Origin of the sequence: Streptomyces sp. NPDC005438 (assembly GCF_040606315.1) — a bacterium.
GTDB lineage: Bacteria > Actinomycetota > Actinomycetes > Streptomycetales > Streptomycetaceae > Streptomyces.
Genome location: NZ_JBEXEP010000011.1, coordinates 23,862 through 48,366 on the forward strand (window position 1 = coordinate 23,862; position 24,505 = coordinate 48,366).

Consider the following 24,505-nt stretch of genomic DNA (forward strand, 5'->3'; position numbering starts at 1 on the left):
CGGGGGTACCGGCCGGGTGGGTAACGGGAGCCCGGGCCTCAGCGTCCGCCGTCGGGGCTGAGCCGTTCGCGTACCGCGTCCTGCACCCCGGTCTCCTCGGCGGGGTCGACGGCCAGCCCGCGCAGGCGCTCCATCACCCGTTCGTCGCCGGTGGTGGCGTGCGCGGCCCCCAGTTCGCGGGTGGCCTCCTCGCAGTCCCAGAGGCACTCGATGGCGAAGCCGGAGGGGAAGCGGGGGTCGGTGCAGGCCAGGGCGCGGGCGGCCCGTTCGCGCAGCAAGGAGGAGGCGGTCTCGCGGTAGATGTGGCGGAGCAGGGGGGCGGCGCAGTCGATGCCCAAGCGGCCGGCGCCGTCGACCAGGGCGGTCAGGTCGTCGCTGTGGGGCCCGTCCACGCGGAGGGTCCAGCGCAGGGCCGCCAGCACCGTGGGGCCGTCCTCGGCGGTGCCGTGCCGGGCCAGCATCCGGGCGGCGGCGGTGCCCAGCGCGTCGGTACGGCTGGCCCAGTGCCGCGCCTGTTCCAGGGCGGTCGCGTCCCGCATCCGGGCGAAGGCGGCGACCGCCGTGTCGGCGACCGTGGGTTCGGGGTCGGCGGCGGCCTCCTCGATCAGTGACAGGGCGTGGGTGTCGGCCTGTTCGGCGAGGTAGCGGAGGGCGGCGAGGCGGCTGCCCCCGGCGTCGGGGTCGCCGGCCACAGCCCGCAGGCGGGGGCGGTCGCCGGGGGTGGCCAGGGCCACCAGCAGGCGGGCGGCGGCCGACTCCCGGGCCTGGCTCCCGTGGGTGGACGGGGCGTCCGCCCAGTCCAGCACCTCGCGCAGGCTCCAGCCGGGCCGGGGGCCCGCGCTGTGCAGTTGGCGTTGCCACCGGTCGAAGGACCGGTTCTCGTCGAGCCGTTTCAGTCGCTGGCCCTGTCCGGGGCGGGCGGTGTCCTCGGCCCACAGCCTCCAGGGGCGGGGCTCGAAGGCGTCGCGGGCCGCCGTGGCCAGTTCCCGGTCGCCCTCGGGGGTGTTGGGGAAGCGGGCGAGTACGGCGGGGCCCAGGGGGCGCAGTCCCTCGTCGTCGTCCCGGACGGCCAACTCGTCCAGTGCCCACTGCCAGTTGACGCCGACCGTGGCGTACCGGCGCAGCAGCGTCAGGGCCCGGCGGTCGCCGTAGGAGGTGAGGTGGCCGAGTACGGACAGGGCCAGGCCGGTGCGGGTCTGACACCGCTCGGGGTCGGCCAGGGGGTCCTCGTCGTCCAGCAGGTGGGCCTCGATGGGGGCCAGGTCGGCCCGCAGGTCCCGGTGGAGCCGGGCGTAGTACAGGGAACGGTTCTCCAGTTGCCAGTCCCGTCGGGGATCGTTGAGGACACAGCTGCGGAGCGCGGCGAGGGCTTCCGAACGCGACGCCGCCAGGGCGTGCAGCGTCCCGTCGCCACGACCTCTCTGCAGGAGGCCGAGCAGCGTGCCGCTGGGCGCTATGTCTGGATCGACGGAACTCGCGAACATAAGGTCAGCATCCGGTGAAGGGTCTGGTACTGGCAACGGGATTTCCGTTGCCCGGCTTCTTGCCGAGGAACGCCCTGCTTACTCCTTCTCGTTCACACGTCGACTCGGATCCCGCGCTGGCGGGAGGCCCGGGCGACCGCAGCCTATACGTCTGGATCCGTCGAAGGCCGCCCCCGGGGGTGGCTCCATGGCCACCCCTCACACCCGGGAGCGGAAGTTCCGACTCCGGCCATATGCCAGCAGCACCACCGATATGGGTATCGCAAAGTCCCTTACGCTGCGTCGCCGGCTGTGCGACAGTCGTCACCGAACCCCTGTCGTACGGAGTCACCGATGTCCTCCTTCCTTCCGGCCGACCGCTCCGAGCAGCCCCTCGACTCCGGCCACCTCGACGCCCTGATCACCCAGGCCCATCGTCTGCGCGGCGGCCTGGAGCGGATGCGCCAGCGGATCAGCGCCCAGCCCCAGGACGCCCCCGACGCCGAGGACCGCTGGCGTCGGGCCCTGACCGAGCTGGCCGTCCAGCAGGTGGAGTCCCTCGGCGGGCACCTGCACCGGCTGCGGCACGACGACCAGCCCTCCGTCCCCCTCCCCGGCCCCTCCACCGAGTGGCCCGCCCCCACGGCTCCTCCCTCGGAGCCCGGGGCCGACCGGACCAGGGTGGGCAGCGCGGAGTGGAACCTGCTGACGGACGAGGTGGAGTGGTCCCCGGAGCTGTTCGCCCTGCTGGGGCGCGACCCCCGGGACGGGCCGCTGTCCCTGGACGAGCTGCCCTCCTTCGTGCTGGTGGAGGACCAGCCGCTGCTGACCCGGGCGGTCACCGGCTGCCTGGTGGACGGCCGGCCGGTCGACATGGAGTTCCGGGTCTGGCACACCGACGGCGACGTACGCCACGTGCACATGACGGCCGAGCCCCTGATGGACCAGGACGGCACGGTGGCGGCGATGTGGGCGCTGCTGCGTGACGTCAGCGAGCTGCGAAACAGCGAGCGCGCCCTGTCCGAGAGCGACGAGTCGCTGCGCCGGGAGCGCCATCTGGCCGACGGGGAACGGCGGTTGGCGGTGGAGATGCAGGAGGCGGTGCTGCCACCCTGGCGCGGGCCGGTGCACACCTCCGGGCCCGCGGTGCTGGACCTGGCCGGCCACTACCTTCCCTCGGCGACCGCCGAGCTGATCGGCGGCGACTGGTACGACGCGCTGGAACTCCCCGACGGGCGCTCGCTGTTGACGGTGGGGGCGCTCACCGGGCACGGGGTGGTGGCGACCTCGGGGATGGCGATGCTGCTGGGCGCGATCCGGGGCATGGCGGTGGCCGGGGTGGACCCGGGGCCCCTGATGGGTCACCTCAACGAGTTGCTGGACTCGGCCTCCCAGCCGGCGATGGGCACCGGGATGTGCTGCCGCTTCGACCCCGAGGAGCGCACCCTGACCTGGGCGCAGGCCGGCCATCCGCCGCCCCTGCTGTTCCGGGAGGGGGTGGGCCGGCCCCTGGAGTCCCCCGAGGGTGTGCTGTTGGGCGTGACGGTGGGCAACGAGTACGCCCAGCACACCGAACGGCTGCGGACGGGGGACGTGTTGGTGCTGCACACCGAGGGGCTCTCCCCTCGTTCGGGTTCCTGGGACGGGACGCTCACCGGCCAGGACGGGGACCGTCCCGACGAGGTGCGCCGGCTGCTGGCCCTGGCGCCCCGGTTCGCCCGGGCCCGTACCGCCCGGGAGTGTGCCCGGGCGGTGGTGGAGGAGTTCGAGGACGGGGAGCGCGAGGACGACGCCTGTGTGCTGGTGGCCCGGGTCGGGAACGGGTGACGCGTACGGGTCAGGACCAGGTGCCGCCTCGGCCGTTGGGCCGGGGCAGCGCCAGGTCGATCTCCTCGCGCAGCTCGGCGATCCGGGGGTGGCGGGCGTAGGGCTCGGTGAGCCGCTGGGTGTCGCGCAGTCGGTCCCAGGTGCGGTGTGAGGAGTTCTCGTTGATGGTAAGCAGCGCCAACCGGACGTAGCGATCGGCCTGTTCGGGGTCCTCGGAGATCAGGCAGGCCCCGGCCAGGGACAGGTGGTCGAAGATCTTCGAGCGCTGCCGTCCGCCCGGGCGCAGTTCCAGGGCCCTGCGGGCGTGCCGTTGCGCGGACCTGGCGGCGGACGGTTCGTGTTCGGCGAGGGTACGGAAGGCGAGCGCCTGCATCCCGTACAGGTCCGCCTCGTCGAACAGCTGCATCCAGCTGGGCGTGGGCTCCCCGTACCCCTCCTGCACATAGGCCTCCTCCGCCTCCCCCAGGGCGCGGCGGGTGGGTTCGGCCTGGCCCAGGCTGGCCCTGGCCCAGGCCTCGATGGTGCGCAGCATGGCGCGGGCCTTGGGTGGCAGGGGTCCGCCGGCGCGGTAGGCCAGCCGCATCAGGTCCAAGGCGTCCTCGGGGCGGCCGACGTGCACCATCTGGCGGGCGGCGCGGGACAGGGCCTCGCTGGTGCGCGGGCGGTCGCCGCTCTCCCGGGCGGCGTGGGTGGCGATGACGAAGTACTTCTGGGCGGTGGGCTCCAGCCCGACGTCGTGGGACATCCACCCCGCCAGCACCGCCAGGTTGGCCGCCACCCCCCACAGCCGGCGCTGGAGGCGCTCGGGGTGGCGGTACGAGAGCATCCCGCCGACCTCGTTCAACTGGCCCACCACGGCCTTGCGTTGGAGTCCGCCACCCCGGGAGGCGTCCCAGGCGCGGAAGACCTCCACCGAGTGTTCCAGGGCCTCGATCTCCTGGTAGCCGACCGGGGTGGCCTCCACCCTGCCGTAGCGTGCCTGGTCGGGGCGGAGGGAGACCGGGGACGGCTGGCCCGCGTGGGCGCCGTGCCCCGACTGGGCGGGGAGCGCGGCGGGCGCCGTGAGCCAGTCGCTGAGGCCGTTGCCGATCGCCGAACCGGAGGTCAGCACCGCTCCGGCGCCCATCAGCCCCCGGCGGTTGAGCATCAGGTCCATGCCCGTGAACTCGGTGAGCACCTCGGTGGTCCGCTCGGGAGGCCAGGGCAGGTCGTCCACCGACTGCCGGGCGCCGGAGCGGCCGGCACGGCCGAAGCCCAGGTCCTCGACGGTCACCACCCGCCCCAGCCGCTCGGTGAACAGGTACGCCAACACCTTCGGCACCGGATCGCGGGGGGACTCCCCCATGTCGATCCAGCGCCGCACCCGCGAGGTGTCCGTCGACAGTTGGGTGTGGCCCATGGCCCCCGCCTGTCGGTTCACCAGTCGGGCCAGCTCACCCTTGGACCAGCCGGTGAGCCGGAACAGGTCCGCGAGGTGGGTGTTGGGTCCTTTGGTCACGTCAAGCCCCCAGTTGCTCGGCTGAGTTGACAGTAACCCTCCGAACAGGGGGTAACGCGCATTCGCCAGGCTTCGCCAGGGTTCGCCACATGGTGGGCCACCCTTACGTGGGTGTGCGATCGGTACACGTCACCCGGACGAACGGTCCGCCCCGACAGGGGACCGGTCCGGTCCGGGGACGAGACCATCCGTCGGCACCCGAAGGGATCATGGTCACCGATGACTTCTACGACGTTCCCCGTGTCCTCACCCCACCGGTCGGCCCGCCCCGTGGCCGCTCCACCGTGGGTGAACAGCGGGCCCGGCGCCCCGGCGCCGGCCGTACCCCCGACGGCGCGCCGGGTCCGCCCGGGCACCTCGGGACCGGTGAGCGGGAGGCTCGACCTGACCGGACCCCAGGGCGCTCGGCTGAGGGCGGCGGTGAACGCCGTGCACCGGGTGTGCCCCGACTTCCAGCCGGCGCAACTGCTGCGCGCCAGCGGACGCTCGGTCCTGCTGCTGGGCACCGCGGGGCGGAGCGCGGTGGTGGCCAAGTGCCTGTCCGACTCCTCGCCGGTGTGGACCGAGCAGCTGCGTCAGGAGGTGGCCGCCTACCGCACCTTCGTACGGCACCGGCCCACCGTGCGGGCGCCCCGGCTGGTGGCGGCCGACCCGGACGGCGGGGTGCTGGTGACCGAACGGGTGCCGGGGCGGCCGGCCGCCCTGCGCCGTCACCCGTGGGAGCCGCCGAGCGAGGGGACCGGGCGGGCCGTGGTGGGGGCGGTGCAGCGGCTCAACCAGTGGCTGCCCCCGGCGGACACCTTCGAGCGCCGCATCGACTATCCGGTCCGGCTGGCCCGCTACCACGAGCTGGGGCTGCTGACCGACCGTGACCTGGGAGACCTGCAGAAGCTGTTGGTGGGGATCGCCCAGGCGACCGGGCGCTGCGGGCTGCCGTGGCAGTTCAACCACGGGGACGCCCTGCTGCCCAACGCCCTGCTGGCCCCGGGCGGGGTGGCGATGGTCGACTGGGAGCACGCCGGCTGGTACCTGCCGGGGTACGACCTGGCCACCCTGTGGTCCACCCTCGGGGAGGCGCCCGCCCTCCGACGGCGGATCAGCCAGCTGGCCCAGTGGGGCGGTCCCGCCTTCCAGGACGCGTTCCTGGTCAACCTGATGCTGGTGCTCACCCGCGAGATCCGCACCTGGGAGACGGCGGTACGGCGGACCATGCGGGACCCCGAACCCGCGCCCTCCCGCTCCGACTCGGTCAGCGCCATGGCCCCCGGTGAGCGTCAACGGCTGCTGCTGCGGCGGCTGCACGAGGACTGCGCCACGGTGCGCCGGGCGGTGCGCACCGCCGTCGGCGCCCGCTGAGGAGGGCGGGGGTTCTCGGGGGTGGTGGGAACGGCCTGAGGGCCGCCCCACCACCCCCGAGGTCCTCCACGGATCTTCCGAATGATTGACGTCGGCCCGGCCAACGGATACCCCTTGTGCAGTTCCGGCCCTTGTGCCTCGTACCACTTCAAGGGAGACCGCCTTGAACGGTTCCGACCAACCCATCCGTCAAGACCGCACCGAAAGACCCAGAAGGCAGCGCGCCCTGCTGGCCGGCGCCGCCGTCGTCGCCGCCACCGCGCTGGCCGTGCCGCTGCTGGGCAGCTCCACCTCGGCCGCCTCCGAGGACAAGTCCTCCGACTCCCTCCAGCGGGCGTTCGACGAGGCGGCCAGCGAGTACGACGTACCGCTGAGCGTGCTGCAGGGGGTGTCCTACCTGCAGTCCCGCTGGGACGCCCACGCCGGCCAGCCCAGCGTCACCGGGGGCTACGGCCCCATGCACCTGACCGACGCCGCCCACGCCGTGGCCCAGGACCGGGGCCCGGCCCACTCGCACACCGACGGCGAGGACCCCCGGGGCGACCTGGCCAGGCCGCTGGGTGAGCTGAAGGAGCCCGAGGTGCCCTCGGAGCGGGGCAAGACCCCCGCCCGGCTCCGTACCCTGACCACCGCCGCCGAGCTGACCGGGGAGTCGGCCCAGCGGCTGCGCACCGAGCCCTCGGCCAACATCCGTGGCGGGGCGGCCCTGTTGGCGAAGGCCCAGAAGGACGCCGGCCGGAAGCTGTCGGCCGACCCGGCCGACTGGTTCGGCGCCGTGGCCCGCTACTCGGGCTCCTCGGACCGGGCGGGCGCGGAGGCGTACGCCCGCGAGGTGTTCTCCGTGATCCGCTCCGGCGAACAGCGCACCACCACCGAGGGCCAGCGGGTCCGGCTCGCCGCCCGGCCCCAACTGCGCGCGGACGGCGCCCAGTTGAACGGCCTGGGACTGAAGAGGGCGGCCGGCAGGGCCGACCAGGTGGAGTGCCCCAAGAGCCTGGGCTGTGAGTGGATCCCCGCGCCCTACGAGGAGTTCGAGGACGACGAGGGCGAGCAGACCTACGGCAACCACGACCGGGCGGACCGGCCGAAGAAGCCCGGCATCGACTACATCGTCATCCACGACACCGAGGCCGCCTACGAGGGCACCGTCAACATGGTCCAGGACCCGACGTACGTGTCCTGGCACTACACCCTGCGGGCGGCCGACGGCCACGTGGCCCAGCACGTGCCGCTCAAGCACGTGGCCTGGCACGCCGGCAACTGGCACGTCAACACCCACTCGATCGGCCTGGAGCACGAGGGCTTCCTGGTGGACCCGGACGCCTGGTTCACCGAGGCGATGTACCGCTCCTCCGCCCGCCTGGTGCGCCACCTGGCCGACAAGTACGACGTGCCGCTGGACCGGGAGCACGTGATCGGCCACGACAACGTGCCCGGCACCAGCCCGGCCAACATCCCGGGGATGCACACCGACCCCGGCCCGTACTGGGACTGGGACCACTACTTCCGGCTGCTGGGCAAGCCGCTCAAGCCCAAGCCGGCCAAGAAGGGCCAACTGGTCACCATCAAGCCCGAGTACGACAAGAACAAGCCCACCTACACCGAGTGCGACGACTCGGGCAAGAAGTGCCCGGCCCACGGTTCGGGAGCGGTGCGCCTGCACGCCAAGCCCGACTCCTCGGCGCCGCTGGTGAAGGACATCGGACTCCGTCCGGGCGGTGAGGACTCCACCACCGGCGTCAACGACGTCGGCGCCCGGGCCTCCACCGGCCAGACCTACGCCTACGCCGGACGTGAGGGCGAGTGGACGGCGATCTGGTACCTGGGGCAGAAGGCCTGGTTCCACAACCCCGACAAGCAGCCGACCGCGGTGCGCACCAAGGGGCGGACGCTGGCCCCGAAGAAGGACGACGTCCCGGTGTACGGGGTGGCCTACCCGGAGGAGTCGGCGTACCCGGAGGGCGTGCCGGTCCAGAAGCCGGAGGCCCTGCCGTACAAGCTCAAGGCCGACCAGCGCTACGCGGCCGGCCCCAAGAGCCGGGGCACCTACTTCTACGCCCAGGAGTTCGACCCGGACGGGAAGAAGTACCGGGTGGTCAAGGGCAAGGAGAAGTACTACCAGATCCAGGTCGGACACCGGATCGGCTATGTGAAGGCGTCCGACGTCAGCGTGCGCTGAACGGACACCGGGCAGCCGCCTGGAGGAAACCGAGCCGGCGCTGAGCCGGCACGGAACGTGTCACAGGAGGGGCGTCCCCACCCGGGGGCGCCCCTTCGTCGTACCGAGGCCGCTACTGCTGGAACAGCTCCGCCGGCAGCGGCTTCAGCAGGGCGTACAGGTCGTTGCTGATCGGACGGTCCCAACAGGCGATGGTGACCAGCACCCCGTCACTGCGGTCGAACTGCACGCAGGAGACCCGGTCCTCCGAGCACCTGACCCGGCGGACGATCAGCAGGTTGTCCTCGTGCATCACCGGATCCTCCTCGACGGAGAGGACCTCCACCGGCTCCTCCATCTCCAGGGCGGCGAGCAACTGGGCCACCTCGAAAGGGACCTGGCCCTCCTCCACCTCCCGGGCGGGTGAGCCCTCGGGGAGGTTGCCGATGATCATCGCCGGGCCCCGGCCGCCGAACAGGTCGTACCGCAGGAAGACTCCCTGGCAGCTGCCGTCCGTCGCCGGCAGCAGTCCCGCGCCCAGGTTCCCCGGCCAGTCGGAGGGGTCCATGGCCAGGACATCGAAGTCCGGCCCGGCGGGAACGGCGGCGCTGCGGCGGCGGAGGAAGGACATGGCGCCATGGTACGTGCACGCCCGCCCCTCCTCTCCCGGGCGCCCCAGCCGCTCAGGGGGTGCCGCGCTCCAGCACCGCCATCGCCGCGTTGTGCCCGCCGACGCCGCTGACCCCGCCGCCCCGGACCGTGCCCGCGCCGCACAGCAGCACGTTCGGCCGGTCGGTGGCGACCCCCCAGGGATCGTCCGCCCGCTGCCGGTAGGGGAAGGACAGGTCGCCGTGGAAGATGTTGCCGCCGGGCATCGCCAGTTCCTGTTCCAGGTCCAACGGGCTGCGGGCCTCCAGACAGGGTTCGCCCCTGCCGTCCACGGCCAGCACCTCGCTGATCGGCTCCTGGAGGTGGGCGTCGAGCTGGGCCAGGGCGGAGCGGGTCAGGGCCTCGCGCACCTGCGCGTTGCCGTGCTCGAACAGCGAGGCGGGCGTGTGCAGCCCGAACAGGGTGAGGGTGTGGTACCCCTCGCCGGCCAGCCGCTCGTCCAGGATCGAGGGGTCGGTCAGGGAGTGGCAGTAGATCTCCGAGGGCATCGCCTGGGGCAGCCCGCCCTCGGCCGCCTGCCGGTAGGCGGTCTCCAACTGCTCGTAGCCCTCGGCCACGTGGAAGGTGCCGGCGAACGCCTCCTGGGGGCTGACCGACAGGTCCTTCAGCCGGGGCAGCCTCCGCAGCAGCATGTTGACCTTCAGCTGGGCGCCCTCCGCCCGGACCGGCGGCTCCTCACCCAGCAGCCGGGACAGCACCTCGGGCGCGGCGCCCACCAGGACGGTGCCCGCGCCCACCGCGCCCTCCTCGTCCCGGGTGCGGTAACCCACCTCGGCGGAGCGGCCGTCGGTGTCGATCACGGTCGCCTCGTGTCCGGTGACGATCTCGGCGCCGGCCGACCGTGCCGCCTCCTCCAGTGCGGAGGTCAGCGCCCCCATCCCGCCGACCGGTACGTCCCAGTCCCCGGTGCCGCCGCCGATCACGTGGTAGAGGAAGCAGCGGTTCTGGCGCAGCGAGGGGTCGTGGGCGTGGCTGAAGGTGCCGATCAGGGCGTCGGTGAGCACCACTCCCCGGACCAGGTCGTCCTGGAGCCGCTCCTCGATGGTCTCCCCCAGCGGCCTTTCGAACAGGGCCCGCCAGGCCTCCTCGTCGTCGATCCGTTCGCGCAGCTCCGCCCGGGTGGGCAACGGTTCGGTGAGGGTGGGGAAGACCCGTTCGGCGACCCGGCCGGTCATGGCGTAGAAGCGCCGCCACTCCTCGAACTCCCGCTGGCCGCCGGTGAGTCGGGCGAAGGAGTCGCGGGTGCTGCCGGTGCCGCCGACCAGCAGTCCGGTCGCCCGCCCGTCCCGGACCACCGGGGTGTAGGAGGAGACGTTCCGCTTCCGCAGGGTCAGCCGGAGTCCGAGATCCTCCACGACCGTGCGCGGCAGCAGGCTCACCAGGTACGAGTACCTCGACAGCCGTGCCGGTACGCCCGGGAAGACCGGGGTGGACACGGCCGCGCCGCCCACCTGGTCCAGCCGTTCCATCAACAGCACCCGTCGACCGGCCCGGGCCAGGTAGGCCGCGGCCACGAGTCCGTTGTGACCGCCACCGACGATCACCACGTCATAGGAAGACCTCTGCACAGACATGGCTCTTGGTAACACGAGCCGCCCGTTCCGCACACCCGCACGGGTTCAGCCGGAGGACCCCGAACGCTGCTGGCGCAGCGCGGCCACCCGCCGGTAGACCTCCACCGCCTCCCTGGTGCGGCCCAGCCGCTCCAGGCAGTGGGCGGTGTCGTTCAGGCTGGTGAGCGTCTCGGGGTGGTTGGCCCCCAGCAGTTCCTCCCGGCCCACGGCCACCTGTCGGTAGGCCCCCAGGGCCTCCTCCCAACGGTCCAGCCAGCCCAGGGCGACAGCCACCTCCCGCAGGGACACCAGGGTGTCCTTGGCCCGGGCGCCCAGCGCCCTCGAACGCAGCGTCCACACCGCGCGGTTCTCCGCGAGGGCCTGCTCCCAGTGGCCCAGCCGGCCCAGGTTGACGCCGATGCCGTGGCGGGCGCGCAGGGTGTCGGGGTGCTCGCCCCCCTGGGTGTCCGCCCAGGTCTCGCTGAGGTGGCGGTACAGCTCCAGGGCCTCGCCGCAGCGGCCCAGCCGGCCCAGGCAGATGCCGACCTCGTACCTGGCCGAGAGGGTCTCGGGGTGGCTGCCGCCCAGGGTCCGGGCGCGGGCGCGGGCCAGGTCCTCGAACACCGGCAGCGCCTCCTTCCAGCGCCCCAGCCGGCCGTAGACGAAGCCGACCTCGTGCTGGGTGGCCAGGGTGTCGGTGTGCCCGGCGCCCAGCACCCGGGCCCTGCGGCGGACCGTCTCCACCCCCATCCGCAGGGCCTCGTCCAGCTGGCCGAGCCGGGCCAGGGTGAAGGTGAGGTTGTGCCGGCAGCGCAGGGTGTCGGGGTGGTCCGGGCCCATGGTCTGCTCCCGGATCGCCAGCACCGAGGCGTACAGCTCGCCCGCCTCCTGGCGGCGGCCCAACTCCCCCAGGACGTAGGCCGACTCCTGGCGGGCGGCCAGGGTCTCCGGGTGCGCCGGCCCCAGGATCCGCTCCCGGCGGGCGGCCACCTCGGTGTAGACCCGCAGCGCCTCGGGGTGGCGGCCCATCCGGCCCAGCGCGAAGGCCCGTTCGTGGTCGCTGGCCAGGGTGTCAGGGTGGTCCGGGCCCAGCACCCGACCGCGTTCCTCGGCCACCGTGTGGTGCACCTCGTGTGCCTCCGCCCAGCGGCCCATCCGGCCCAGGCTCAGTCCCGCGCTGTGCCGGCTGTCCAGCACCGCCCGCTCCTGGGGGGAGGCGGACGGGGTGGCGCGCTCGCCGGGCGGGCCGGGTGCCAGCACCGGGGGCGGGTTGACCGGGCCGGTCCACTGGCCGGTCAGCTGGGCCACGGCCTCCGGGGGCCCGGTCACGGTGCCGGCCCGGGGGCCGGCGGAGATGCCCTGGGACCACCGGGGCATCGGCTCGCTGCCCCGGGGGGCGCGCGGCCCGGGGAGGGGCACCGACTCCCGCACCCCGCCCAGCCGTTCGACCAGGGCTGACGCGTGGTGGGGGCGGTCGGCCGGTTCCTTGCCCAGCAGGTCGAGGATCAGCCGGTCCAGGGGCTCGGGCAGGTCGGGGCGGTGGGCGCGCGGGGGCTTGGGCGGGGTGTCGCGGTGCCCCACCAGGATCGACCAGGCGTCCTCCAGGTCGAACGGCGGTGCCCCGGTGCACAGTTCGTAGAGCACACAGCCCAGCGAGTACAGGTCGCTGCGGTGGTCGACCTCCTCCTGGGAGATCTGCTCGGGCGACATGTAGTGCGGGGTGCCCATGGCGAAGCCGGGGCCGGAGAGCTTGTCGGTGAACCCGATCTCGTGGCCGATGCGGGCGATGCCGAAGTCGCAGATCTTGGCGGTGCCGTCCTTGAGCAGCACCACGTTGGCCGGCTTCAGGTCCCGGTGCACCACGCCCTGGTCGTGGGTGTAGGCGAGGGCCTGGGCGACCTGTCGGCCGATGCTGACGATCTCGGGCACCGGCAGCGCCTGGGGGGTCCGCTCCTCCACCAGCTGGCTGAGGTTACGGCCGTCCAGCAGCTCCATCACCAGGTAGAGGATGCCCTCGTGCTCCCCGAAGTCGTGGACCACGGTGATGCCCTGGTGCTGGAGGGAGGCGGCCACCCGGGCCTCGCGTCGGAAGCGTTCCCGCAGGGCCTGGCTGAAGGTGACGTCCTGGGCGTAGTCCCCCTTGGGCTTGAGGCACTTGACCGCCACCCTGCGGTCGAGGGACTCGTCCCTGGCGAGCCACACCTCCCCCATGCCACCCCGGCCGATCATCTCCTGCAGCCGGTAGCGGCCGGAGATCAGCGTGGAGTTGACCATCGTCTACTGCCGCCCCCGTCCGTGCGTCTCACTCCCGCCGTTCGCCCAGTATGCCCCGCCTTGGTGCCGGGCGGTACGCCCACCCTCCTCGCGAGGAGAACCGCGTCCACCCCGTCCCGCCCCACCAGCGGCGATCTCCCGGGCGCCCCTCGACGGGGGTGTGTGCCGTCCCCGTACCGGGGTACCCGGGCGGCGTCACCGGAACCCCCGTACGGCGTCCCGGCGCCGGGGAGGGAGGACCATGCCCGCCGGATCCAACCGAAAGCGTGAACGACAGTACGAGCACATCAAGGAGAGCGTCCGTGAACGTGGGGGCGGCGAACGTCGCGCCGAGGAGATCGCCGCGCGCACGGTGAACAAGGAACGGGCCCGCACCGGGGAGGCGGAGCAAGCCAGCCGTACGTCGGTGGAGGACATCTCCTCCTCCCGCCGGGGCGGGCTGCGATCCCACACCGGTGCGCGGGGGCCCACCAAGGACCAGCTCTACGCCGAGGCCCGGCGCCGGAACCTGCACGGCCGCTCCCAGATGACCAAGGACCAACTGCTGCGGGAGCTGGGCTACTGACCGGCCGCACCCGGAGGCCAGCAGTACGCCCAGCCCGTGAGGAGCGGGCCCGCCCGGGGCACAGTCCGGGCGGACCCGCGTCTGGGGTCCCACCGCTCCCCTCACCGATGGTCACGACAACTCCTCGATGGGTGAGAGGAGTTGGCAGGTGCCCTCGGGGTCGGGATCATGGAGCTGTGGGCACCCCCCACACTACTGAACACGATTTTCACGCTCAAGGTTCCGTCCAGATCGACATCGTCCACATCGGCGTCTTCTGGGCTACCTTCAGAGCCGGGAACGCACGTCAAGGACGACAAGCCACCCAGCCCTCCCGGAGGCCGCGATGAAGATGCTGATCAACGTTCCTGAGACCGTGGTCGCCGACGCCCTCCGGGGCATGGCCGCCGCGCACCCGGAACTGACCGTGGACGTGGAGAACCGGGTGGTGCTGCGCAGGGACGCCCCCGTCGCCGGCAAGGTCGCCCTGGTCTCCGGGGGCGGCTCCGGGCACGAGCCGCTGCACGGCGGGTTCGTCGGCCCCGGAATGCTGGACGCGGCCTGCCCCGGCGAGGTCTTCACCTCCCCGGTGCCCGACCAGATGGTCCGCGCGGCCACCGGAGTGGACAGCGGCGAGGGCGTGCTGTTCATCGTGAAGAACTACACCGGCGACGTGCTCAACTTCGACATGGCCGCCGAACTCGCCGAGGAAGAGGGCGTACGGGTCGCCAAGGTGCTGGTCGACGACGACGTCGCGGTCACCGACAGCACCTTCACCGCCGGACGCCGGGGCACCGGCGCCACCCTGTTCGTGGAGAAGATCGCCGGCGCCGCCGCCCAGGCCGGCGCGCCCCTGGACCGGGTGGAGGCCCTCGCCCGGCAGGTCAACGCCTCCTCCCGCAGCTTCGGTGTGGCGCTCAGCCCGTGCAGCACCCCCGCCAAGGGCGGCCCCACCTTCGAACTCCCCGAAGGGGAACTGGAGTTGGGGGTCGGCATCCACGGCGAACCAGGGCGGGAACGGCGCGCGATGATGACCGCCGGCGAGATCGCCGACGTCGCGCTGGACGCCGTACTGGAGGACCTCAACCCCAAGAACCCGGTGCTCCTCCTGGTCAACGGCATGGGGGCCACCCCCCTGCTGGAGCTGTACGGCTTCCACGCCGAGGTCCAGCGGGTGCTGACCGAACGAGGGGTGTCCGTCGCCCGCGCCCTGGTCGGCAACTACGTCACCTCCCTGGACATGGCCGGCGCCTCGGTCACCCTCTGCCAGACGGACGAGGAACTGCTGCGCCTGTGGGACGAACCCGTCCGCACCCCCGGGCTGCGCTGGGGCCTCTGACCCCCGCCCACCACCCCCGACCCGAGCTGGGAGCCTTGATGACCGAAGGCGCGGACACCTCCGCCCCCACCCCCGCCCTGGACACCGCCTACTTCCAGCGCTGGCTGGAACGGGCCACCGAGGTCGTGGTCGAACAGGCCGACCACCTCACCGAGTTGGACTCACCGATCGGCGACGCGGACCACGGCAGCAACCTGAAGCGGGGCTTCCGCGCCGCCCGGGACGCGGTCGCCGAACAGCGGCCCGCCACCCCCGGAGCGCTGCTGATGCTGGTGGGCCGACAGTTGGTCTCCTCCGTCGGCGGGGCCTCCGGCCCGCTGTACGGCACCCTGCTGCGCCGCACCGGCAAGGCCCTCGGCGACGCCCCGGAGGTGTCGCTCGCCGAGTTGGCCGAGGCCCTGCGGGTGGGTGTGGACGCGGTGTCCCAGCTGGGCGGTGCCGTGGCCGGTGACAAGACCATGTTGGACGCCCTGCTGCCAGCGGTGGAGGCCCTGCCCGGATCGCTGGCCGAGGCCGGCGCCGCGGCGGACCGGGGAGCGGTCGCCACGGTGGAGCTGCGGGCCCGCAAGGGCCGGGCGAGCTACCTGGGCGAGCGCAGCGTCGGTCACCAGGACCCGGGCGCGACCTCGGCGGCCCTGTTGGTGAACGCGCTGGTGGAGGTGGCCGGCGATGAGTGAACGTGCCCGGGTGGGGGTGGTGCTGGTCTCGCACAGCGCCCAACTCGCCGAGGCGCTGGCCGAGTTGGCGCGAGGGATGACCGGTGGGGACCCCACCGCGGTGGTGGCCGCCGGTGGAGGCCCGGACGGTGGGCTGGGCACCGACGCGGAGCGGATCACCGCCTCCGCGCGGGAGGCGGACCAGGGAGCCGGGGTCGCCGTGCTGGTGGACCTGGGCAGTGCCGTACTGACCGTGCGGGCACTGCTGGCGGAGGGGGACGAGCTGCCGGAGGACACCCGGCTGGTGGACGCGCCCCTGGTGGAGGGCGCCATCGCGGCGGTGGTGGCCGCCTCGGCCGGCGCCGACCTGGACACGGTGGAGCGGTCGGCGACCGAGGCCTACGACTACCGCAAGACCTGAGCCGGTTCACAACCGGGCGCACACCGCCTCGGCCACCCCCCGGGTGCCCACGTCCGGGATGCCCCGGGAGTCCAGGCTGACCGCGCCCGAGGCGAAGGCGGACCGTACCGCCTCCCGGACCCTTCGGGCGGGGTCGGTCAGCCCCAGGTGGTCCAGCAGCATCGCGGCCGACAGGATCTGGGAGGTGGGGTTCGCCCGGTCCCGCCCGGCCAGGGTGGGCGCGGAGCCGTGGATGGGCTCGAAGTAGGCGCCGTGGTCGCCGACGTTCCCCGAGGGGCACATGCCCAGTCCGCCGACGGTGGCCGCCCCGACGTCGCTGAGGATGTCGCCGAGGAAGTTCTCCATCACCAGCACGTCGAAGTGGCCGGGGGTCATCACCAGGTCGTGGCCGGCCGCGTCCGCGTAACGGTGGTCCGCCTCGATGTCCGGGTACTCCCGGGCGACCTCGGTGAAGACCTGCCGGAAGAAGGCGTAGCTGCGGATCACGTTGCTCTTGTCCACACAGGTCACCCGGCTCACCCCGTCCTCCGGGGCGCCCGGGCGACGCCGGGCCAGGTCGAAGGCCGCGCGGACCACCCGTTCCACCCCGTGTCGGGTCATCAGCAACTGGTCGGAGTACGCCCGGTCGTTGCCCACCCCCAGTCCACGGGAGAGGTAGAGGCCCTCGGTGTTCTCCCGGACGATCACGTAGTCGATCGGCCCGGACTCGGGGCGCAGGGGGGTGCGCACCCCGGGGATGGCGCTGATCGGACGGATGTTGGCGTAGGCGTCCAGCCCTCCGCGCAGCACCCCGCCGAGGAGGCCGGCCTCGGTGCCGTCGGGGCGGCGTACCCCCGGCAGGCCGACCGGACCCTTGAGGGTGGCCGCGTACCGGGTACGGACGCGTTCCAGGGCGCCCTCGCCGAGCGGTTCGCCGGTGGCGGCGTAGGTGCCGGCACCGCCCTGTTCCTCGTGGTACTCCAGGTCGGCCTCGCCCTCGACCGCGACGTCGAGGACCCTTCGCGCGGCGTCCACCAGTTCGGGGCCGATGCCGTCACCGTGGATGAGGCCGATGTGGTGGGTCATGCGCTCCGTCTCCTGTCCGGGTTCCCGTTCCGCTGGGTGTGCCGGCGCGCTCGGGGGCGCCGGGGTCGCCGGCTCAGCCACCGGCCACCTCGCCCCTGCCCAGTGGGGCGACCTCGGGCCGCGAGCCGGTGGGCCCGGCCGGGGCGAGTCCGGCGTCCCCGGAGTGGGCGGAGGAGTCGGCCACCCACCGCCGTCCGAACACCAGGATGACCGCCAGGGTCACCAGGGCTGCGAACACCAGGTAGGAGGAGAAGAACAGCGAGGTCCCGGTGGTGCTGTTCAGCCAGACCGCGACCAGTGGGGCGGTGCCGCCCAGTCCGGCCTGGGCGATGTTGTACGACAGCCCGCCGGCGGTCACCCGTACCTCGGGCGGGAACAGCTGGCTGACGGCCAGCAGGGAGGGCACAGCCATCACGCCCTTGCACATGCCCAGCACGGAGGCCCCCACGAAGGCCAGGGCCAGTCCGCTGCCGCTGAGCAGGAACCCGGGCACCACCCCGACGGCGACCACCAGGCAGCCGATGATGGTGGCGTTCCGCAGTCCGATGCGGTCGGCGATCGGGCTGAAGGCCAGGACGAAGACCACCACCATCACCGAGCAGACGGTGTTGGCCAGGTAGGCCTGGGTGCTGGTGAGGGCCTCGTTCTTCTTGAGGAAGGTGGCGAGGTAGGAGGTCATGGTGGCGGAGATGATCGCCCAGGTGCCCAGGAAGGCGATGAACAGCAGCAGCCGCTGCCACTGGGTGCGGATCGCCTCCCACACCGGCGAGCGGGGCCGCTCGGCCTTCGCCTCCCGCTCGCGCTGGAGCTGTTGGAACTCCGCGCCCTCCTCGGTGCGGTGGCGCAGGTAGAGTCCCACCACCCCCATCGGCAGCGAGAGCCAGAACAGTGCCCGCCAGCCCCAGGCCTCGTAGGCGCCGTCGGTCAGGGTCGCGGACAGCAGCGTGGCCAGCAGGGAGCCGACCAGGAAGCCGACGAAGGTCATCGAGGTCATGACCCCGACGGCGGTGGCCTTCTTGCCCTTCTCCCCGTGCTCGTAGACGAAGGAGATGGCGCTGGAGTACTCGCCACCGGTGCCGAAGGACTGGATCAGCCGCATCAGCAGCAGGAGCAGGGGAGCCGCGTAGCCGATGGTGGAGTACGTGGGGATGCAGCCGATCAGCGCGGTGGCGGTGCAGGTGATCACGATGGTCACCGACAGCGCCCGACGCCTCCCCAGCCTGTCCCCGATGTGGCCGAAGACCGCGCCGCCCAGCGGGCGGGTGAGGTAGGAGATGGCGAAGACGGCGTAGGCGCTCATCAGGGCCAGGGTCTCGTTCCCCTTGGGGAAGAACTGGTCGGCGATGACGGTGGCGACCACCCCGTAGACGCCCCAGTCGTACCACTCCGCGAAGTTGCCGGCCGAGGCGGCGACGATGGTCCGTCGCCGCTCGGCCCTGTCCTGCCGTCGCTCAGTTGCCGCCATCGTCGCCACTCTCCTCCGTGGGTACCAGGAACGCGGGCAAAGGTGTGGAAAGTCGCATCCGTCGAGCCAGCTCGCGCAGCTCCTCCCGGGTGCGACAGGACAGCTCCAGGCCGGCCCGTTCGGCCCGCCGCCGGTGCTCGGCCTCGATGTCCCCGGGGGCGTGGACCCGCTCCACGCCGGGCGCCGGCTCACTGGCCCGTACGTGGGCGGCGATCCGCCCGGCCCGCTGGCGTACTCCGGTGCCGTCGCCGAAGACCTCGGCGTCGATGACCAGGTAGAGGTTGCCGACGGTGACGTCCACGCCGGTACGTTCGGCCGCTCCCTCGGCTGCCGTGAACCCGGACAGCGCCACGTGCTGGGAGAGGTTCGCCCCGCCCAGCCCGGAGGCGAGCATCTCGACCACCAGGGACAGCCCCGACCCCTTGTGTCCGCCACTGGGCAGCACCCCGCCGGCCAGGGCGGCGCCCGGATCGCGGGTGGGCCGCCCCTCGGCGTCCACCGCCCAGCCCTCGGGCAGGGTCTCCCCCCGGTCGCGGGCCACCTTGATCCGGCCCCGGGAGGCCATCGATTGGGCGATGTCCAGCACCAGTTCCGGCCCCCGCTCCCCCGGCGCCGCGAAGGACAGCGGGCTGTTGCCGATACGGGGGCCGGCGCCCCCGTGGGGTACTACGGAGGGTGAGCTGCTGCTGAGGGCGAGGGCGAGGAAGCCCTGGTCGGCCGCGAGGCGGGTGTAGAAGCCGGCGGCCCCGAAGTGGGCGACGCGGGTGACCGCGGCCAGGGCGATGCCCTGGTGGCGGGCCTTGCCCATGGCGGCCTCCAGGGCGCGGACACCGACCGGGGCGCCGAAGCCACCGTCGGCGTCGACCAGCAGGGCGCCGCCGGTCTCGCTGAGTACCCGTTCCTCGGGGCGGGGGTTGACCTGCCCGGACCGCAGCTGCTCGACGTAGGGGGCGAGTCGGCTGAGGCCGTGGGTGGTCACCCCGCTGGCCTCGGTCTCCACCAGGGAGCGGGCCAGGATGTCGGCGTCCTCGCGGCGCATCCGCGCCTGGACGAGTACCTCGGAGACGAACCGGGTCACCTCTGACCACGGAGCGGTGGACACGGGCCGGCTCATGGCTGCCGCCTCTTGCAGAACAACCGCAGCCCCGCGTCCAGGAGTTGGACGTCGGAGTCGACGAAGTCGGCGTAGTGCACGACCACCGCCTCCTGGGTCTGCGGCACCACGCTGGACAGGGGGGTGTGGGCGAGGACCCCGTGGATCAGCTCCTCGTCGAGTCCCTCCTCGGCCATCCACTGGGCGCCGAGGTATCCGTGCTGGTAGAGGCGTCCGGTGCGGGAGAACCGGGCGCCGGACGGACTGTCGCCACTTGGGTCCGGCGCGAACTCGTGCAGCTTGCACACGTCGTGCAGCAGGGCGATGGCCAGGGTGCGGTCGAGGTCGATGGAGACCCCGTGGAGCGCGGTCTCGACGTCGACCATCCGCTCGGCGATCTGGGTCACCGCCCGGGTGTGGGTGATCAGCGTCCGCCGTTCGGGCAGATCGGGGCTCTTGGGGACGGTGCGCAGGTCGGCCCAGACGCTGGTGCGCCAGGCCCGGGACCAGATCCGCAGGACGGCCTCGGCCAGTTCCCGGTCCTTGATCCACTGGATCTCCGGCAGGTGTTCCCGTACTCGGGCATCCGCCTCGGCCGGTGTCACACTCGGCACCCCAACCTCCAAAGTGTCGCCAGTTTGAAGCATGGGGCGCACGCTAGACCCGCAACAGATGCCACACAAGAGAAAAGTGGCGCCACTTTTGGATTCCCCGTCAGGGCGCGCCGACCCCGGAGAGCCCACGTCCCGGAGGCCTGGCACCGGGAGACCGGTGCCGTTCGGGCCGAACTATGCTGTGGCCGTGGCGGAGACCGAAGATCAGCGAGAGTCCGAGGAGACGTCGACCGACGACCGGGAGGAACGTCCCGGGACCGCCTCCTCGCTGGTCTCCCGGGTGCTGTCCCGCGCCAAGTCGCTGGAGGGGCAGGGCGTTCTGGTCGGTGAGATCGTCACCGAGCTGGCCACCGAGATCATCGAGGGGCGACTCGACGCCGGGTACGACCTCACCTCGGTCAACCTCGGCCGCCGCTTCGGCACCAGCCGCACCCCCGTACACCAGGCACTGGCCGTGCTCCAGCGCGAGGGACTGGTGGAGGTCCCGCCCCGGAAGCGGGCGCGGGTCGCCACGCTCACCCTGGAGGAGATCCGCGACCTCTACCAGATCCGTTCGACCCTCTACTCCCTGATGAGCCAGGAGATCGTGGCGGGCGCCACCGACGAACAGATCGCGCGCCTGGACGAGCCGCTCGCCGCCATGCGCGAGGCCGTCGAGCAGGGCGACACCCTGGGCTACTTCTACCTGACGGTCGACTACCGCCACATCGAGGCCGACATCTGCCCCAACCAGCGCGTGGGCAGCATCATCGAGTCCCTCGGCCTGCGCATCTACCGACTGCGACGGTACGGGCTGTCCCTGCCCAACCGCATGAGGACCTCCAGCGTCGACTACGCGAGGCTCCGGGAGGCCTACGGCGAACGGGACCGTGACCTGGCATCCGCCGTCACCCGCGCCATGATGCGCAAGGCCCTTACCGTGATCGAGGCCAACTGGGAACGGGAACCCGTCCCCCACTCCCCCAACTCCCGCGCCCACAAGGGCTCCTGAGACCCCCTCAGCCTGCTGTCACCACCACACGCCCCTGACCGGCGACCAGTGACGGCCCCTCGTTCCGGGTTGCCGAGCCTGGAGCCGTACCCCCGAGGTTGGGCCGGGGCCGGGAGGAGTCGACGTCGGATCGTGGGTCCGTACGCTCCGGTGCCCCACCCGGTGACGGACACCTCCTCGCCGGCGAACGGACGGGCGAGGACAGGGGATTCCCGCACGATGACCTCCACCTGACCGGCCACTCACCTTCGCCAACGACGCCCGACCTCTCCCCTGAAAACGTCCAGCCCGCCCCTCGGGAGGGGCGGGCTGATCAGGAGTGACCCGGCCGGGTCACCAGGGCACTTCGCCCTCCTCGTCGAACAGCCGCCCCGTGGGGCCGTCGTCGGGCAGGGTGGCCAGCCGGACGGCGATCCGGGCGCCCTCCTGAGGGGTCTGGGTGCCGCTGAAGCCGTTGAGGTCGGTGGCCACGTAGCCGGGGCAGGCGCCGTTGACCAGGACGCCGGTGCCCTGGAGTTCCTTGGCGTACTGGATGGTCACGGCGTTGAGGTGGGTCTTGGTCGGCGCGTAGGCCCCGCTGACGCCTCCCAGGTCCACCCCCGGCGTGGTCTGGAGGGTCAGGGAGGCCACATGGCTGGACTGGTTGACGATCCGGGGGTGGTCCGAGCGGCGCAGCAGGGGGAGCATCGCGTTGGTGACCCGGATGACCCCGATCACGTTGGTCTCCACCAGCCGGCGCACCGTTCCCAGGTCGAGGGTGGAGGGGTCCTCCGGCCAACCGCCGGCGGTTCCGGCGTTGTTGACCAGTACGTCCAGGCGCCCCGCCCGCTCCCGGACCAGCCGCACCGCACCCTCCACGGCGGCGTCGTCCGTCACGTCCAACGGGACGAGGAAGGCGTCCGCGCCCCCGGACCGCAGCTTCGCCACGGCCTCCGTACCCCGCCGTTCGTCCCGGGCGCCGACCCCGACGCTCCATCCCAGGGCGCCCAGCCCGGCTGCGACCTCGTACCCGATTCCCTTGTTCGCACCGGTGACCAGTGCGATGCCCTTCTCACTCATGACAGCGAGCATGGTCCTGCCGTCGCCCACCACCAACACCGTCTCGGTAACGCAGCGATACCCCGGTGGCATGGGTTCCCCGAGGAGCGGGGCTACGGTGGGCGGATGGAGACACGGGAGTTGCGGTACTTCGTCGCCCTCGCCGAGGAACTGCACTTCGGCAAAGCAGCCCAGCGACTGGAGATCGCCCAGCCGCCCCTGTCCCGCGCCATCGCCGGACTCGAACGCCGGCTGGGCGTCACCCTGGTGGAACGCACCAGCCGGAAGGTCGCCCTCACCGAGGCGGGAGCCGTACTGCTGGCCGAGGCCCGCGTGATCCTCAACGCCGTGGCCGCCGCCGAACGGCGCACCCAGGAGGCCGCCCGGGGCGGCCCCCGTCTGGTCCTGGCCGTCAAGGCGGGTACGGCCGGGGAACTGCTGGCCAAGCTCCTCGACGCCTACCGCGCGGAACCCGAGGCGGCCACCGTCGACCTGCTGCTCTGTGAGGCGCACCAACAGCGCGAACTGCTGCGGACCGGGCGGGCCGACGTGGCCCTGCTGCACCTGCCCTTCGACGACCCGACCGGACTGGACACGGAGATCCTGCGTACCGAGGGGCAGGTGGCGGTCCTGCCGGTGTCCCATCCCCTGGCCACCCGGTCGTCACTTCGCACGGCCGAGGTCAACGGGCTGCCCGAACTGCCCATGGCGCGCTGGCCCCGCCCCGACGGCGGCTACCCGGACGGACCGGGGGCCGAGGTGCACAACCTCACCCAACTCTTCCAACTGGTGGCGCTGGGCCGTACCACGGTGGTGGTGCCCGAGTCCGCCGCCGGGGAGCGGCGTCAGGACCTGGCCCTGGTCCCGGTTGCGGACGCCCCACCGGTGACCACGGTGATCGCCTGGCCCCCGCAGAGTCGGCTGCGCACGGTGGCCGACCTGGTCCGGGTGGCCACCCGCCTCTGACCGCCACCCCTCAACCGGCCCGTCTCACCGGCCGGTTCGGCCCTCTGGACGGCCGGTCAGGGCCGGGTGGCGTCCGGCATCCCCACGAAGCGGGTGGGCCCCGGGGTGAGGGCGAGTCGGATACGTTCCCGGGCCCACTCCTGGAGCGGCGGCAGGTCGTCCGGCGTGAACCAGCCGACCTCCAGCGACTCGTCGTCGTTCACCCGGGCCCGGCCCCCGACGGCGCGGAGCTGGAAGCAGATGTCCATGAACTGGCACTGGTCGCCGTTGGGGTAGGTCACCGGCCGCAGGCAGTCGGTGGCCAGAACCCGTTCGGCCACCGCCTCCACCGCCGTCTCCTCGTAGACCTCCCGCACCAGGGCCTCGGCCGGCTGCTCCCCCGGCTCCGGGATGCCTCCGATGATCGACCACTGGCCGTTGTCCGCCCTGCGGTCCAGCAGCACCCGGTCCTGGTCGTCCAGGACGACCCCGCTCACCCCCGGCAGGAACAGCAGTTGGCGGCCCGCCGTGGCACGGATACGGCGGATGAACTCGGGAGTGGCCATGAACGAGAGCCCCCAGGTGGTGACGTGGTTTCAGCTGATGAGCGAGTCGGGGGACAGCAGGGCCCGCCCCTCGGCGTACCGGCCGACCAGTTCCGGCAGCCGCCCCGGCCGACCGCCGTGCAGCACGGTCAACTCTCCCTGGCCACGGCGTTCGGCCGCCTCGGGGGCGATCCGTCGCAGGGCCTGCGCGGTGACCGCCCGGGCGGAACCGTGCAGCGCCACCGGGGGGTGGCCGGGCGTGCGGACGGCGTGCTCGATGCGGGCCCGTACCAACTCGTAGTGGGTGCAGCCGAGTACGACCGCACGCACCCCGGCCGGGGTCAGGGCGGCGGCTGCGGCGATGGCCTGGTCGATGGCCTCTTCGTCGCCCCGCTCGACGGCGTCCGCCAGTCCGTGGCAGGGGACCTCGGTGATCTTCGCCCCGTTGCCGAACTCCTCGATCAGCCGCCGCTGGTAGGGGCTGCCGGTGGTGGCCGGGGTCGCCCAGATGGCGACGGTGCCTCCCCCGGCGGCGGCCGGCTTCACCGCCGGCACGGTGCCGATCACCGGGATTCCGGGCTCCAGTTGGGCGCGCACGGTGGGCAGCCCGTGGACGGAGGCGGTGTTGCAGGCGATGATCAGCGCCTGCGGCTGGTGCTGTGCGGCGGCTCGCGCGCAGGTCAGGGCGCGTTCGGCGATGTCCTGGCTGCCTCGTGGCCCCCAGGGCATACCGTCCGGGTCGTTGGAGAGCACCAGGTCGGCGTCGGGGCGGGCCGCGCGCACCGCGGCGGCGGCGGCCAGCAGTCCCACACCGGAGTCCACGAGCGCGATCTTCATGGGCCCAGGGTACGCGGAGCCGTGACGGCACCCACGACCCGGTGACCGTGCCCGGGGCTCCCTGCCTTCGGGCACGGTCGGGGTGGAGGTGGCCAGGGTGCGTCATGGGGACCGTGAGGGGTGAGCGCCCGCGTCCGGTGTGGTGTGCCGTGGA

Annotated in this window: 21 protein-coding genes; 9 read left to right on the top strand and 12 right to left on the bottom strand. The window is 72.8% G+C overall.

Going from position 1 to position 24,505, the window contains the following annotated elements; genetic code table 11:
- Positions 1-38: 38 nt before the first annotated feature.
- Positions 39-1,484 (bottom strand): HEAT repeat domain-containing protein, encoded by a 1,446-nt coding sequence (locus ABZT14_RS21565; protein ID WP_356305215.1) that lies wholly within the window; start codon positions 1,482-1,484, stop codon positions 39-41.
- Between the two features lie 333 nt (positions 1,485-1,817).
- Here ABZT14_RS21565 and ABZT14_RS21570 point away from each other — a divergent pair, with 333 nt between their 5' ends.
- Positions 1,818-3,290, top strand: a complete 1,473-nt coding sequence (locus ABZT14_RS21570) for a SpoIIE family protein phosphatase (protein ID WP_356305217.1) — start codon at positions 1,818-1,820, stop codon at positions 3,288-3,290.
- Between the two features lie 10 nt (positions 3,291-3,300).
- Here ABZT14_RS21570 and ABZT14_RS21575 read toward each other — a convergent pair whose 3' ends face one another.
- Entirely contained in the window at positions 3,301-4,788 is a 1,488-nt protein-coding gene (locus ABZT14_RS21575; protein WP_356305219.1) for a hypothetical protein, read from the bottom strand.
- A 219-nt stretch (positions 4,789-5,007) separates the two neighbouring features.
- Here ABZT14_RS21575 and ABZT14_RS21580 point away from each other — a divergent pair, with 219 nt between their 5' ends.
- Together ABZT14_RS21580 and ABZT14_RS21585 are read left to right on the top strand one after the other, a co-directional pair.
- Positions 5,008-6,144, top strand: coding sequence for an aminoglycoside phosphotransferase family protein (locus tag ABZT14_RS21580; RefSeq protein ID WP_356305221.1), 1,137 nt, complete (start codon positions 5,008-5,010; stop codon positions 6,142-6,144).
- 226 nt (positions 6,145-6,370) lie between these two features.
- Positions 6,371-8,323 carry an N-acetylmuramoyl-L-alanine amidase gene (locus tag ABZT14_RS21585; protein ID WP_356305465.1) on the top strand — a complete coding sequence of 651 codons (1,953 nt, stop codon included), beginning with the start codon at positions 6,371-6,373 and terminating at the stop codon, positions 8,321-8,323.
- Between the two features lie 112 nt (positions 8,324-8,435).
- Here ABZT14_RS21585 and ABZT14_RS21590 read toward each other — a convergent pair whose 3' ends face one another.
- The 3 genes from ABZT14_RS21590 to ABZT14_RS21600 are packed head-to-tail and all read right to left on the bottom strand — an operon-like array spanning position 8,436 to position 12,798.
- Positions 8,436-8,933, bottom strand: coding sequence for a hypothetical protein (locus ABZT14_RS21590; protein ID WP_356305223.1), 498 nt, complete (start codon positions 8,931-8,933; stop codon positions 8,436-8,438).
- 52 nt (positions 8,934-8,985) lie between these two features.
- Complete coding sequence (locus ABZT14_RS21595; protein ID WP_356305225.1) at positions 8,986-10,545, bottom strand: NAD(P)/FAD-dependent oxidoreductase; 1,560 nt, start codon at positions 10,543-10,545, stop codon at positions 8,986-8,988.
- 45 nt (positions 10,546-10,590) lie between these two features.
- A complete protein-coding gene (locus ABZT14_RS21600; RefSeq protein WP_356305227.1) occupies positions 10,591-12,798 on the bottom strand; it encodes a serine/threonine-protein kinase in 2,208 nt (735 codons plus the stop codon).
- A 241-nt stretch (positions 12,799-13,039) separates the two neighbouring features.
- Between ABZT14_RS21600 and ABZT14_RS21605 the strand changes: the two genes are divergently transcribed.
- The 4 genes from ABZT14_RS21605 to dhaM all read left to right on the top strand — a co-directional run bounded on the left by ABZT14_RS21605 (position 13,040) and on the right by dhaM (position 15,758).
- A complete protein-coding gene (locus ABZT14_RS21605) occupies positions 13,040-13,363 on the top strand; it encodes a plasmid stabilization protein (RefSeq protein WP_356305228.1) in 324 nt (107 codons plus the stop codon).
- Between the two features lie 325 nt (positions 13,364-13,688).
- Positions 13,689-14,681, top strand: coding sequence for a dihydroxyacetone kinase subunit DhaK (gene dhaK, locus ABZT14_RS21610; protein ID WP_356305230.1), 993 nt, complete (start codon positions 13,689-13,691; stop codon positions 14,679-14,681).
- Between the two features lie 38 nt (positions 14,682-14,719).
- A complete protein-coding gene (dhaL, locus tag ABZT14_RS21615; protein WP_356305232.1) occupies positions 14,720-15,358 on the top strand; it encodes a dihydroxyacetone kinase subunit DhaL in 639 nt (212 codons plus the stop codon).
- Positions 15,351-15,758, top strand: a complete 408-nt coding sequence (gene dhaM, locus ABZT14_RS21620; protein WP_356305234.1) for a dihydroxyacetone kinase phosphoryl donor subunit DhaM — start codon at positions 15,351-15,353, stop codon at positions 15,756-15,758. Before dhaL ends, dhaM begins: the two co-directional genes overlap by 8 nt.
- Before the next feature lie 6 nt (positions 15,759-15,764).
- On the opposite strand, the gene ABZT14_RS21625 is transcribed toward dhaM, so the two are convergent.
- The 4 genes from ABZT14_RS21625 to ABZT14_RS21640 form a co-directional block, all read right to left on the bottom strand.
- On the bottom strand, positions 15,765-16,823 hold the full coding sequence (locus ABZT14_RS21625; RefSeq protein ID WP_356305237.1) for an isocitrate/isopropylmalate family dehydrogenase: 1,059 nt from the start codon (positions 16,821-16,823) through the stop codon (positions 15,765-15,767).
- A gap of 73 nt (positions 16,824-16,896) precedes the next feature.
- Positions 16,897-18,288 (bottom strand): MFS transporter, encoded by a 1,392-nt coding sequence (locus ABZT14_RS21630; protein ID WP_356305239.1) that lies wholly within the window; start codon positions 18,286-18,288, stop codon positions 16,897-16,899.
- Complete coding sequence (locus ABZT14_RS21635; RefSeq protein WP_356305241.1) at positions 18,275-19,390, bottom strand: Ldh family oxidoreductase; 1,116 nt, start codon at positions 19,388-19,390, stop codon at positions 18,275-18,277. Before ABZT14_RS21635 ends, ABZT14_RS21630 begins: the two co-directional genes overlap by 14 nt.
- An 8-nt stretch (positions 19,391-19,398) precedes the next feature.
- Positions 19,399-19,995, bottom strand: a complete 597-nt coding sequence (locus tag ABZT14_RS21640; protein ID WP_356305243.1) for an HD domain-containing protein — start codon at positions 19,993-19,995, stop codon at positions 19,399-19,401.
- A 187-nt stretch (positions 19,996-20,182) separates the two neighbouring features.
- Here ABZT14_RS21640 and ABZT14_RS21645 point away from each other — a divergent pair, with 187 nt between their 5' ends.
- A complete protein-coding gene (locus ABZT14_RS21645) occupies positions 20,183-20,986 on the top strand; it encodes a GntR family transcriptional regulator (protein WP_356305245.1) in 804 nt (267 codons plus the stop codon).
- 333 nt (positions 20,987-21,319) lie between these two features.
- Here ABZT14_RS21645 and ABZT14_RS21650 read toward each other — a convergent pair whose 3' ends face one another.
- Complete coding sequence (locus ABZT14_RS21650) at positions 21,320-22,057, bottom strand: SDR family oxidoreductase (RefSeq protein ID WP_356305247.1); 738 nt, start codon at positions 22,055-22,057, stop codon at positions 21,320-21,322.
- Between the two features lie 93 nt (positions 22,058-22,150).
- On the opposite strand from ABZT14_RS21650, the gene ABZT14_RS21655 reads away from it, so the two are divergent.
- Positions 22,151-22,990, top strand: coding sequence for a LysR family transcriptional regulator (locus ABZT14_RS21655; protein ID WP_356305249.1), 840 nt, complete (start codon positions 22,151-22,153; stop codon positions 22,988-22,990).
- A gap of 56 nt (positions 22,991-23,046) precedes the next feature.
- Here ABZT14_RS21655 and ABZT14_RS21660 read toward each other — a convergent pair whose 3' ends face one another.
- Both ABZT14_RS21660 and ABZT14_RS21665 read right to left on the bottom strand, forming a co-directional pair.
- Complete coding sequence (locus tag ABZT14_RS21660; RefSeq protein WP_356305251.1) at positions 23,047-23,535, bottom strand: NUDIX domain-containing protein; 489 nt, start codon at positions 23,533-23,535, stop codon at positions 23,047-23,049.
- 30 nt (positions 23,536-23,565) lie between these two features.
- The gene (locus tag ABZT14_RS21665) at positions 23,566-24,351 is read right to left on the bottom strand and encodes an aspartate/glutamate racemase family protein (RefSeq protein WP_356305253.1); all 786 of its coding nucleotides are present in this window, start codon (positions 24,349-24,351) and stop codon (positions 23,566-23,568) included.
- Between the last annotated feature and the right edge of the window lie 154 nt (positions 24,352-24,505).

Excerpts from the sequence above, each read along its gene's own strand:
- ABZT14_RS21565 (WP_356305215.1), bottom strand. The coding sequence starts at position 1,484 with ATGTTCGCGAGTTCCGTCGATCCAGACATAGCGCCCAGCGGCACGCTG.
- ABZT14_RS21570 (WP_356305217.1), top strand. The coding sequence starts at position 1,818 with ATGTCCTCCTTCCTTCCGGCCGACCGCTCCGAGCAGCCCCTCGACTCC.
- ABZT14_RS21580 (WP_356305221.1), top strand. The coding sequence starts at position 5,008 with ATGACTTCTACGACGTTCCCCGTGTCCTCACCCCACCGGTCGGCCCGC.
- ABZT14_RS21590 (WP_356305223.1), bottom strand. The coding sequence starts at position 8,933 with ATGTCCTTCCTCCGCCGCCGCAGCGCCGCCGTTCCCGCCGGGCCGGAC.
- ABZT14_RS21595 (WP_356305225.1), bottom strand. The coding sequence starts at position 10,545 with ATGTCTGTGCAGAGGTCTTCCTATGACGTGGTGATCGTCGGTGGCGGT.
- ABZT14_RS21600 (WP_356305227.1), bottom strand. The coding sequence starts at position 12,798 with ATGGTCAACTCCACGCTGATCTCCGGCCGCTACCGGCTGCAGGAGATG.
- ABZT14_RS21605 (WP_356305228.1), top strand. The coding sequence starts at position 13,040 with ATGCCCGCCGGATCCAACCGAAAGCGTGAACGACAGTACGAGCACATC.
- dhaK (WP_356305230.1), top strand. The coding sequence starts at position 13,689 with ATGAAGATGCTGATCAACGTTCCTGAGACCGTGGTCGCCGACGCCCTC.
- dhaL (WP_356305232.1), top strand. The coding sequence starts at position 14,720 with ATGACCGAAGGCGCGGACACCTCCGCCCCCACCCCCGCCCTGGACACC.
- dhaM (WP_356305234.1), top strand. The coding sequence starts at position 15,351 with ATGAGTGAACGTGCCCGGGTGGGGGTGGTGCTGGTCTCGCACAGCGCC.
- ABZT14_RS21625 (WP_356305237.1), bottom strand. The coding sequence starts at position 16,823 with ATGACCCACCACATCGGCCTCATCCACGGTGACGGCATCGGCCCCGAA.
- ABZT14_RS21630 (WP_356305239.1), bottom strand. The coding sequence starts at position 18,288 with ATGGCGGCAACTGAGCGACGGCAGGACAGGGCCGAGCGGCGACGGACC.
- ABZT14_RS21650 (WP_356305247.1), bottom strand. The coding sequence starts at position 22,057 with ATGCTCGCTGTCATGAGTGAGAAGGGCATCGCACTGGTCACCGGTGCG.
- ABZT14_RS21655 (WP_356305249.1), top strand. The coding sequence starts at position 22,151 with ATGGAGACACGGGAGTTGCGGTACTTCGTCGCCCTCGCCGAGGAACTG.
- ABZT14_RS21660 (WP_356305251.1), bottom strand. The coding sequence starts at position 23,535 with ATGGCCACTCCCGAGTTCATCCGCCGTATCCGTGCCACGGCGGGCCGC.
- ABZT14_RS21665 (WP_356305253.1), bottom strand. The coding sequence starts at position 24,351 with ATGAAGATCGCGCTCGTGGACTCCGGTGTGGGACTGCTGGCCGCCGCC.